This is a genomic window from Roseibaca calidilacus (assembly GCF_001517585.1).
Classification (GTDB): domain Bacteria; phylum Pseudomonadota; class Alphaproteobacteria; order Rhodobacterales; family Rhodobacteraceae; genus Roseinatronobacter; species Roseinatronobacter calidilacus.
On sequence record NZ_FBYC01000004.1, the window covers coordinates 2,592,835 to 2,604,031 of the forward strand.

An 11,197-nucleotide genomic window follows, 5' to 3' on the forward strand; every position below is an offset into this window, starting at 1 on the left:
CCAAACCCCTATCGGGCCGCTTTGCGTGCCCCTTTACTGCCCCGAGAGGCCGTCGCGCCCGGCATCAGGTTACGCCATGAATGTGCCAGCAGATCGCGCAGAAAATATGGCGCAATGCGATCTTCTTTGCGTTCGACAACGCGGCGCAGGGTCCAGATGGCGGCCCCGGCCAGGTAGGCCAGCGTGGTCAGCGCGGCATAGCCGCGCCCGCCGCGCTTGGTGAAATACAGCCAGCGCGAGTCGAACCAGTAGGCGGGTTTGCGGGCGTTTTGCGTAACCCCGGTAGAGGCCCCGCCCACATGCACAACCCGGCTTTGCGGCAGATACATGCCGTGCCACCCCGCATCGGCAATGCGGTGGCACAGGTCGGTTTCTTCGAAATACAAAAAGAAATCCTCGTCGAACAGGCCGATCTGGTCCAGCGTTGCCTGCCGAAACATCACGCTGGCCCCCGCGCACCAATCCACCCGCGTGGGCGCGTCCGGCACGCCCATGGGCACGATATGGTTACGCAACAGTTTCGAGATGATGCCGGTATGTGCCGCTGTCTCGAATTCGGACCGCGCCGAATGAAAGCGAAACGCGGTCACATGGTCGCCCCCATCCTCGCCAGCAATACGGCTGCCCACGAAACCGCAATCCGGGTTCGCCACAAGATAATCGCGCAATGTAGCGATGGCGTCGGGTTCCGGGAAAGCGTCGGAGTTCAGCAGGTAGATGAAATCCGGTGCTGTGCCATCCGACAGCCCGGCGCGAATGCCCACGTTGTTGCCCGCGCCAAAGCCACCATTATGGCCCGACTGGATCAGGCGGGTCCGGTCCCAGCCCAGGATGCCCGCGCGCAACATATCTTCCGACCCGTCGCCGCTATCATTATCGACGATGACGATCTCTCCGGGCACATCGGCCATGGCAGTTTGCGCGGCCTGCGCGGCGCGCAAGGTCATGTCGGCGGTGCGGTAGTTCAGGATCACCGTCAGAACACGTGTGCTCATTCCGCTGCCTCCGAACAGCAGGGCAGGTCGGGCAGCAGGGCTTGCAGCTTGGCCGCCAGAACCCTCACATTGGGTTCGAGCACCATGCTGTCATGGTTGCCGGGCACTTCATACACTTCCAGCGCCGGGGCGTAGCGCGTCCACTCATTGTCGTGGAACACATATTCGCGTTCGCGGCTGACCCATTTGCCGCCCGTGACCTTCCAATGCTTGTCCAGCGGCGGGCGGAACAGCACAAGGCGACCGTTCCATGGCTGCAACGGATAGTCGGCGACCGCGCGGCGGAACGCGGCTTCGATCGCGGCATTGTGGAACGCATCCGCGGCATCGGTTGCCGGGCCGTCAGCCAGTTTCTGCTTCCATGCAGTGCGCGATTGCCACCATTCCGCCAGATAGGCCGGGCCTTTGCGTTTCAGTTCTGCCAGTTTGATAAGCGCGCGGTCCGGCGCGGTCAGCTTTGGGCGCACCGGAAGCGGCGTGTCCAGCATGACCACCATTTCGACCGTTTCCCCAGCGGCTTCCAACTGGCGGGCCATTTCATAGGCGGTAATCCCGCCGCCAGAGAAGCCCCCAAGAGTATAGGGCCCCTGCGGTTGCACCTGCCGGATCTCGGCGATGTAATCGGCGGCGGCATCCTCTATGCGGTCATGCGGGGCCTCTCCGCCGAACAGCCCGCGCGCTTGCAGCCCGTAAAAGGGCCGGTCGCGGCCTGCCAGCGTGGCCAGGTGGCGCAGGTTCAGCACATTGCCGAACATGCCGGCCACAAGGAAGAAGGGCGGCTTCGACCCGCCTTCGCCGTCATGCATGGGCACAAGGTGCTTGAAGCGGCGGCGCTTGGGCAGTTGCACCACGTTGTCGCCGCCCGTCTCTGCCAGGCTGGCGCCGGTCTGTTCCGCGATCATGGCGGCACAGGCGGCGATTGTCGGCGCTTCGAACAGCACAGAGATGGGGAAATCCACGCCGTAAGCTTTCTTGACCTGCGCAAATAGCCGCACCGCGATCAGCGAATGCCCGCCAAGGTCGAAGAAACTGTCTTCAACCCCGATCTGGTCAATCCCCAGCAGGTTTTGCCACATGCCGGTCAGCGTGCGTTCCACATCGTTGCGCGGGGCGATGTAATCGGTCCCAAGGTCGGGGCGTTCGAACCCGCCTTCCGGCGTTGGCGTGCTGGCCTCTGCCGCGACCTGCGCGATCAGCGCTTTGGGGTCGATGGACGACACGACAATCGGTGACACGCCCAGCGCCAATGCGCGCAAGAATGCCTCTGCCCCTTCGGAGCGGGTGATGCCCAGTGCCAGCATGTCGCGCAGCCGTTCTTCGGCGGGTGACAGCGTAGCATTGCGTTGCCCGTCATGCTGCACCTCTGCGGCGCGAATGGGGGGCGCATCGGCAAAGCTGCCCTGTTGCAGCCGCTTGATGGTAAAGCGCGTGATCTCAGCCAGAACCGCGCCCTCGGGCGTGGCCAGAATGATGTCGAAACTGGCAAAGCCGGGGTCGCTATCGCCGCGCAGCCGGGCATGGCTGACGATGTGCTGCGGCAGGTCGGCCCAGACACGCACCGCGCCATAAGACACCGGCACCCACAGATTTGCACCGCCATAGCCGGGGATCAGCCCCATGGCCCAGCCGGTGGCAAGGTCCAAAAGCGCAGGGTGCAGAATGTGGCCTGCCTCCAGATCATCCGTGAACGCATCGGGCAGGGCCAGATGCGCCAAGCCCTCGCCCTCACCATAGGCGGTGCGGTTCAGCACCCGCCAGCGCGGGCCAAAGGCCAGATGCGCTTCCTGCGGGCTGGACAGGCCCGTGCCTTCGGTTACGTCGGGGCAGCGCGCCGCAATGGCGGCAGGGTCAATCGCGGTTGGGCGTGCGGCGCTGTCCAGAAGCGCGATCTGTGCTTGCGCGTTCAGCACATAGCCTTCGGACCCGCCTTGCATGACATCGGACCGCAAGGTGAAATCATACCCTTCAGGCGTGCGGGCCAGCGTGGCGCGCAGCTTGCGCGCGCCGCCATCTGGCACGGTCAGCGCGCGGAAAAAGTAGAAATCGCGCAGCTCGAACGGTGCGGTTTCGCCTTGGGCCCGCAGGGCTTGCGCTGCCATATCCAGATAGCCCGTGCCGGGCAGAATGGCCGCGCCGTCGCGCGTGCGGTGCTGGTCCACGATCCAGTGATCGGACCGCAGACCCAGCGTCAGGCGACGGTTGCCTGCCGGGTCGAACCCGATGTCATCATACAGCGGTTGTGCGCAGGGGCTGGCGGGTGTGCTGGGCGTCTGGCCCAGACGGGTCGCCATGGCATCTGCGGCCATGCCTGCCTCTGCCCAGATCCCCCAATCCAGCGCGATCACGCGGGTCGCAGCGCCCACGCGCGACCGGGCGAAGGCGTTCAGGCATTCGTTGGCGGCGACATAATCCACCTGCCCGACCGGTGCGGTCAGGGTAGAGCTGGATGAAAACAGCACCATCACCGCCAAGCAGCCATCGGGCAACAGGCTGTCAAGCACACGCAACCCGTGTAGTTTGGGCGCGAACACCTCTTCCACATCGCCGGTGGATTTGGCCAGAATCGGGGCATCGGCCATATGGCCTGCGGCATGGATCAGGCCGTAAGGCGCGCCATGCGCTTTTGTGGCGGCATCCAGCGCGTCGCGCATCTGGTCAATGTTGCACACATCCGCACCCGCGACATGGACCTGCCCGCCCAAGGCTTCCAGCCGTTCGACCGCCAGAATGCGCCGGGTCGTGGGATCTGCCGGGCCACGGTTGGCCTGCCATGCGGCCCAATCGGCGCGGTCGGGCAGAGGGGTGCGGGCGATCAGGGTGATCTTTGCCGCGAAGCGTTTGATAAGGTCTTCGGCCAGTGACAGCCCAATGCCGCCAAAGCCGCCGGTAATAACCCAATGTGCGCCATCGGGCATGTCGGGCAGGGCTTCGGGCAATGGCGCTGGGCGCAGAACCTGCCCGTAGCGTTTGCCCGCGCGCAGCAGCGCCGTGCCATTGGCCGGGACCGCACACAGCTCTTCCAGCAGCGCCTCTGGCGTGGCGGTGGTGTCAATATCCAGCGTCGCGCAGGTCAGGCCCGCAATCTCGCGCGGGGCAACGCGGGCGGGACCGGCGATCATGGCCTTTTCCGGGTAGCGCAGGGCCTCGCCGTCCAACGCTTGCGCGCCGTTGGTGAAGACGACCATATGCACCGGCTGCGGCAAGGTTTCGCTTTGCATGGCCTGGGCCAGGAACATCAGCGCGTAAAAGCCCTGTTCGATATTGCGGTGCAGGAAGCTGGAACCGGGGCGGAAGCGTTCCTTCCCCGTGACCAACCAGAAATGCGCGATCCGCGTGGGCGCGGTGCCGCTGGCGATCAGATCGGCCAGCAGGCGGGCATAGGCCTCGCGCCCATGTTCGGGGGCGATGGTGAAGGATGTATCGGATTTGCGCGCATAGGTATCGCCCGCGCGCACTTCGATCACCTTGTGACCGGCGCGGCGCAGGCGGTCCATGACCGGGGCGGCGGTGCCGTCCTCATCGGCAAAGACCAGCCATGTCTGCGGGTCGCTGCGCAGATCGGTGGTCACGTCAATTTCGCAATCGGCATAGGCCGGTTTCCACGCGATTTTCGTGCCCCATTGGGAAATATCGTCGATGCGTTCCAAGGCGGGCGCCGAATCCACGGTGGTTTGGCCCGGTTCGATGAAATACCGCGCGCGTTGAAAGGCATAGGTCGGCAGTTCCACCCGGTGGCGTTTGGCGTCGCCCCAGATTTGCGCCCAGTCGAACGTGCCGCCCAAGGCCCAGATGCGCGCCAGAACGCCCAGATGATACAGGTCATCTGCAATTTCTTCGTCTGGGTGGCGCAGGGCGGCCAGCACTTGCTGGCCCGGCACCGCGCCATGCATCCGGGCAAGCGACGACAGCGCCTTGCCCGGCCCCATTTCAAGATAAATGCAGTTCGGGGTCTGGCTAAGCGTGCCGATGCAATCGGCAAAGCGCACGGTATTGCGCAGGTGCTGAACCCAGTATTCGGGGTTCGTGGCCTCTGCATCGGTCAGCAGATTACCGGTCAGGTTGCTGACAATCGGCAAGCGCGGCGCGTGCAGCGAGATGGCGCGCAGGTAATCGCCGAATGCGCCCAGAATGGGTTCCAGCATCCGGCTATGCGCGGCAATGTCGATGGCGATGCGGTTCGCCTCGACCTCATCCGCCGCCAGCTTGGCCTGAAGCCGGTCGAGCGCGGCTTGCGGGCCGGACACCACCGTCAGTTCCGGCGCATTGACCGATGCGATATCGTGGTCGTCGTCCAGATAGGGGCGCAGCGCGTCCAGCGACAAGGGCACCGACAACATGCCGCCCGCAGGCACCGTGTCGAACAATTGCCCACGCAGCTGGACAAGGCCGATGCAGTCTTCGAACGACATGACACCGGCTAGACAGGCGGCGGTGTTTTCGCCCATGGAATGGCCGACCAGAACCTGCGGTTCTACCCCCCAGCCCATGAACATCTGCGCCAGCGCGTATTCGGTTATCATGATAAGCGGCAGTTGCACCGATGGCTTGGTAAGCTGGGCATTCGCCGCCGCTTCCTGCCCCGGCTCTGGCAGCCACAAGGCGCGCAGGTCGTAATCCAGCTTGGGTTGCAGATGCGCTAGGCCCCGGTCCATCCATTCGGCAAAGACTGGCTCTGTTTCATAAAGCTCGCGCGCCATGCCCGCATATTGCGCGCCGCCGCCGGGGAACATGAAACACATGTCGGGCCGGTCGAGTGCTGTATGGGTGAACACCCGGCGCGGGTGGTCTTGGTCCAGCAGGTCGGCGGCTTCGGCATGGGTTTCGGCCACGACCACGCGGCGCTGGTCCAGCGCGGTGCGCCCTTCCTTCAGGGTAAAGGCGACATCGGCCAAGGGCTGATCGGGATGCGCGCGCAGATGCGCGGCCAGCCGCGTGGCATTGGCCGAAAGCGCGGTTTTGGATTTGGCCGACAATGTCAGAATTTGGAAGGGCCAGTCGCTGTCATCCGACGGGCCGCGCGCGGGCGCTTCTTCCAGCACCACATGCGCATTGGTGCCCCCCACGCCAAGGCTGTTGACCCCCGCCCGCAAGGGGCCATCCACCTGCCACGGGGTAAGCGTGTTATTCACGATGAAGGGCGAATGGTCGAAATCAATTGCGGGGTTCGGGGCTTCATACCCTAGCGAGGGCGGCAATTCACGGTGGTGCAGCGCCGATGCCACCTTGATCAGGCTGGCCACGCCTGCCGCCGTGTCCAGATGGCCGATATTGGTTTTCACAGACCCGATGCGGCAAAACCCGGTCTTGTCGCTGGCAAAGGCTTGCGTCAGCGCCGCGACCTCTATCGGGTCGCCCAAATAGGTGCCGGTGCCGTGGCATTCGACATAGGAAATGCTGTCGGATGGCACACCTGCGATCTGGTGGGCGTCGGAAATTGCCTGCGCCTGCCCTTCGACAGACGGGGCCAGATACCCCGCCTTTTGCGCGCCATCATTGTTGATGGCGGTGCCCTTGATGACAGCAATGATCCGGTCGCCATCGGCCACGGCATCGGCCAGCCGCCGCAGCACCACAGCGCCCGCGCCCGACCCGAACACCGTGCCTTGCGCCCGATGGTCGAACGCGTGGCATTCCCCATCGGGCGAAAGTATTTCGTTTTCCTTGTATAGATAGCCGCGCCCTTGCGGCAGCTCGATCGTGACACCGCCTGCCAGCGCCATGTCGCATTCGCCTGTCAGCAGCGCATTGACCGCGTAATGCACCGCCACGAGCGAGGTCGAGCAGGCCGTCTGCACGTTCACCGACGGCCCGTGCAGGTCCAGAATGTGGCTGACGCGGGTGGTCAGGAAATCCTTGTCATTGCCGGTATGGCGCAGCAGGAACATGCCCACGTCATCGACCAGATGCGGGTTGGAGCAGATGTTGAAATAGAAATAACTGCCCATGCCGCAGCCGGAAAACACGCCGACCGTGCCCTTTTCGCCGCGTGGCGGGTGGCCGGCATTCTCGAACGCTTCCCAAGCCACTTCCAGGAACTGGCGGTGCTGGGGGTCAAGAATTGCCGCTTCTTTCGGGGAAAAGCCGAACAGGTCGGGGTCGAAATCGGCAAACCCGTCCAGCGGCGCAGCGAATGGCACATAATTGGGCTTGCGCAGCATGGCAGCGGATTCGCCTGCATCCAGCAGTTCTTGCTCGGACAGCCGCCGGATCGCAGACCGACCGGAACGCAGATTGTCCCAGAATTCCGACACCGACGCGGCGCCGGGCAAATGCGCGGCCATGCCGATGATTGCAATGTCATTCTCGTTGGAAATCTGCTCGTTACTCATGACACTTGGTCCTGTTCGGAATGAAAACGGCCCGCGACGTTGCGGGGTTGTGCGGTGGTCAAAAGGGTTCGTCGGGTGCTGGACATGCGCAGCTTGTCAAGCCGCGCGGCCCGGCTGCGGCTGCTTTGCAGTTCGGCATGGCCCAGCAGCGCGCCGGCGACCAGCCATGTAAACGGAATAAGCGTGGCGTTTGGCAAAAGGTCGACAAGGTTTGCGCCAAGGATCAGCGCCAACAGTCCGACCTGCGCCGGGATCTGCGCGTTCGGCACCTGCCGATACCGCCACCACAGCGCAAGAAGTGGCAGGCATAGCAATCCGAAGGTGGCGATATAGCCAAGCCACCCGGCTTGCCCGATGGTTATGATCCATTGACCATCGGAAATGGTCAGTGCCTCGCCCGTTTCGGGATCGTAGACCAGGTTACGGCCCCACGCGCCCCAGCCGAATAGCGGTTTGTCGGCGGCGCGTTCCAGCAACATGTCTTCATTCATGAACCGATAGCCAAGCGATTCGGCGCGATCCTCGGAAATACCGGCCACGAAACGGACCATGGCATCGGCAGGCACAATGCCCGACCCGCGCAGCAGTGGATAGGCAAGCGCCGTCAAGGCCATCAGCGCCGAGACGCGCAATTGCATGCGTGGCCCGAAGAACAGCACCAGCGGGGCCACGACCAGCGCCAAGACCCAAGGGCCGACGCTGCGGCACAGCACCAGCATAAGCCCCAGCCAGACCGCGATCATCACCGCGCGGGTGCGTTCCGCGGCATCGGCTTGGCGCGCCTGTAACAGGGCCGATGCGAAACACATCATGGCAAAGAACGCGACCCACAGGCCATGCGGCATGAACACATATGGGCGGAAGCCGCCAAACCGGATGGCTTGTGCGTAATCATGCTGGATGAAGCCATACACCATGCGGTGCAGTTCCGGCCCGATGGCGTTTTCGACCACGATGGGCAGCGAATAGATCAGCCCTGCGACCACCAGCGCGCGCGGCAGCTCCGCCAAGGCACGCTCATGCGCCAGCAGGCTGCGTGCAAGGAAAAACGGCAGCATGAAGATAATCTGCGCCGCCACAACCGACAACGAATCGTACACCCGCAATCCCGGAATGGTGGCATTCGCGGGCGAAAAGATGCCCATCCATGTTGTATGATCCGACGTGACCAACCCGAAAAGCAGCGGCTCTGTATTGGTGAACACCGTGAACGCGGGGGACAGGATGAACAGCACCAGCAATATCCGCGCCAGCAGGTTTTGCGGCACGACCGCCACGCGTTCGCGCACCAGCGCCAGACAGACCACGAAGGCCGTGACATTGGGGATCAGCACCTTGTCCAAATCGGGCAGCAGCGGCAGGCCGATCTGGGTAATCTGGGGCAAAGCCATGTAGCCGCCCAGAATGGACCAGATAAAGGCCCGCTCTACCGGCATACGCTTGAACATGACAAGAATGACCAAAGGCCATGTCAGCAGCGCGAGATATGCGACAGCGTTGCCCATGCCACCCCTCAGCCGCTCATGCGCATCATGACCAGTGCCAGCGCGGTCAGCACCACAAGCGCCCCACCTGCGGCCCAGCCAATGCTGCGCCGCCGCCGTTCTGCGGGTAGTTCAATCTTTGGGATGACCAGCGCGGGCTGCATTCCCAGTTCACGTTCGACCTGTGCGGCGCTGCGTAGGGCGGGGTTCAGCCAGTCCATGGCGTAGGATAGCATCAGCCCAAGGAACAGGCCCGCCGCCAGCCCCATTACAACAATAGAAGCGCGCGACCGTGACGACGGGTAATCCGCCGGAAGCGCCGGTTCCAGTAGCCGGAAGCGTTCGAAATTCTGCTCGTCATCCAGTTGCTCGCCCAGCGATGCGTTCAGCCGCCGTTCGGCGATTTCGTTGGCCTGTTCGCGCAACTGGAATTCGCGGCGCTCAAGGGCTTCCAATTCGAACGCGACCTGCGGCGCGGCGCGGGCAAGGCGCTCCAGTTCGGCAGATTGTTGGCGCAGCTGGTCCTGCTCTCGCTGCGCGCCAGCCAGTTCGTCTTGCGCGGCATTCAGGCGGCGTTGCTCGGTGGCGCGCAACCGGCTTTGGCCCTGTAGCGTGGCGATCTCGCTCCCCAGCGCCGCGATTTCGCGGTTGGTGCGCAACAGGTCATCGCGGATCGAGATTTGTTCATCGCGACGATCTTCCATCGCTTCTGGCAGCAATTCGAAATTCTCGGATTTGAAGGCGACAATTTCGGCCGCGACCGCTTCAATTTCTTGCCGGATGCGGTCTTCCTGGCGGGCGAAAAAATCGATCGCCTCGCGCACGTTGCCAGCTACGGCAGAGGCGTTTTCCCGCACGATGGCATCGGCAAGCTCATTGGCCAGATCGGCGGCCACGCGCGGGTCGCCCGCTTCGGTCATGACCCGCACAAGCGACACGATGGCATCGGTGGCAAAAGCTTCGGTCACGCTGACCGTCAGGGTGCGCGAGCGGTTCTCGCTGGTCACATCGGTGCCAAGGGCGGCGCGCTCGCGGATAGCGGCGACCACTTCGAAACGGATCGATTCGCGCATAGCCAGCACGCGCTCTTGCGCGGTCAGGCCGGGGAGCATGTTGTATTGGTCCGCCAAGGCCAGCAGGTTGTCGCGCGACATCAGCCGCTGCTCGACAGAGGCTAGACGCCGCGCCGCGCTGGAAGGCACCGCCTGCGCTGTCACGTCGCTGCTGACGCTTGGCCCTTCAACCTGAATCACGGCCTGACTTTGATAGCTGTGCTCGGTGCTCAGCGCGAACAGGATCGCGCCAACCGTGGCAATAAAGGCCGTGGCCGCGACCAGCGCCGCGCGCCGCCGCAGGAAATCGAAAAACTCGTCAAGTGTCTGAATCGGACCCATCAGCGGCCCCCTGTTCTAACCGCGTCTGGCGTTGTTTCGCGCCGCGCTTGTGTTCTGGTTCAGGATCACGCCAAGGAAATCGGATTTTTCGGCTAACAAACGTTCGCATTGTGTAATTTCGGCGGCGGTGGTGGTGTTGCTGTCGGCCACCAGAAGCGTGGCCCCCATCTGCGGCAGAATGGCCATGGCGGCATCCCCCTCCAGAAGTGGCGGCAGATCGCAGATCACAAGCTGTGGTGCATATTCGCTTGTCAGCTCTTCCAGCATCTCTGTCAGGTCTTGGGCAGAGATGGACCGCGCCAGCAATTCCGGGCTGTCGCCCATGGCACCAAGGCCGACCGCGACCCGGCTGGTGATTTTGACAAGATGATCCTGCGGGCTGGCCGCGCCAGACAAAAGCGCCTCTATCGGGCCGGGGCTTTGCAGCTCGAAAAAGCGGTGCAATGCGGGTGCGCCAAGGTTCAGATCCAGCGCAAGCACGCGTTCTTCGTTGCGCCGCGCGAAGCTGGCCAACAGCCCCGCAGCGATGAAACTGGTGCCACAGCCAGAATGGGGCGCGGTGATGGCCAAGGTCCGCAAGCGCCGCTCGGCAAATGTCTGGGCAAGCTGGGTGCGCAGCACATCAAACAGCGCCACGATGTCGGGCGCGCGCGCCTGCTTGTTGAACTGCGTAATGCCCGCGTTTGGCGCGGGGTCGCGGGTGAAGGGTTTCAGGCGCGCCCATTCGGCCTCTATCTGGGCCAGACGCTGCGGCGACAGCGCGCGCGCACCATCGCGGCGCAGCTCGCGATGCCCGGACAAGGCAAGACTGCGCGCCGCAGAACCGCCCCCGCCGCCCGCGCGCTTCGGACCGGGGTCGGGTGCTGCCCCCATAAGCTTCTCTAGCCGTGTCGTGTCCACCATACCGGGCGCGCCTCGTTACATGTTCGTCCGGAGCATTGTTTCCGTTTCGAACTTATTAACAGCTATTCAAGCGGTTTGGCGACGATATTACG

5 protein-coding genes are annotated in these 11,197 nt (G+C 63.7%); all 5 read right to left on the reverse strand.

What is annotated here, in order from left to right; all coding sequences use genetic code 11:
* Nucleotides 1–8 precede the first annotated feature (8 nt).
* The 5 genes from AWT76_RS16260 to AWT76_RS16280 are packed head-to-tail and all read right to left on the reverse strand — an operon-like array spanning nucleotide 9 to nucleotide 11,105.
* Complete coding sequence (locus AWT76_RS16260) at nucleotides 9–995, reverse strand: glycosyltransferase family 2 protein (protein ID WP_072247358.1); 987 nt, start codon at nucleotides 993–995, stop codon at nucleotides 9–11.
* Nucleotides 992–7,324 (reverse strand): type I polyketide synthase, encoded by a 6,333-nt coding sequence (locus tag AWT76_RS16265; protein WP_072247359.1) that lies wholly within the window; start codon nucleotides 7,322–7,324, stop codon nucleotides 992–994. Before AWT76_RS16265 ends, AWT76_RS16260 begins: the two co-directional genes overlap by 4 nt.
* The gene (locus AWT76_RS16270) at nucleotides 7,321–8,829 is read right to left on the reverse strand and encodes a hypothetical protein (protein WP_072247361.1); all 1,509 of its coding nucleotides are present in this window, start codon (nucleotides 8,827–8,829) and stop codon (nucleotides 7,321–7,323) included. The genes AWT76_RS16265 and AWT76_RS16270 overlap by 4 nt, the downstream gene beginning before the upstream one ends.
* Before the next feature lie 8 nt (nucleotides 8,830–8,837).
* Entirely contained in the window at nucleotides 8,838–10,202 is a 1,365-nt protein-coding gene (locus AWT76_RS16275) for a GumC family protein (protein WP_072247363.1), read from the reverse strand.
* A gap of 15 nt (nucleotides 10,203–10,217) precedes the next feature.
* Nucleotides 10,218–11,105, reverse strand: a complete 888-nt coding sequence (locus AWT76_RS16280; protein WP_072247364.1) for a CpsD/CapB family tyrosine-protein kinase — start codon at nucleotides 11,103–11,105, stop codon at nucleotides 10,218–10,220.
* Between the last annotated feature and the right edge of the window lie 92 nt (nucleotides 11,106–11,197).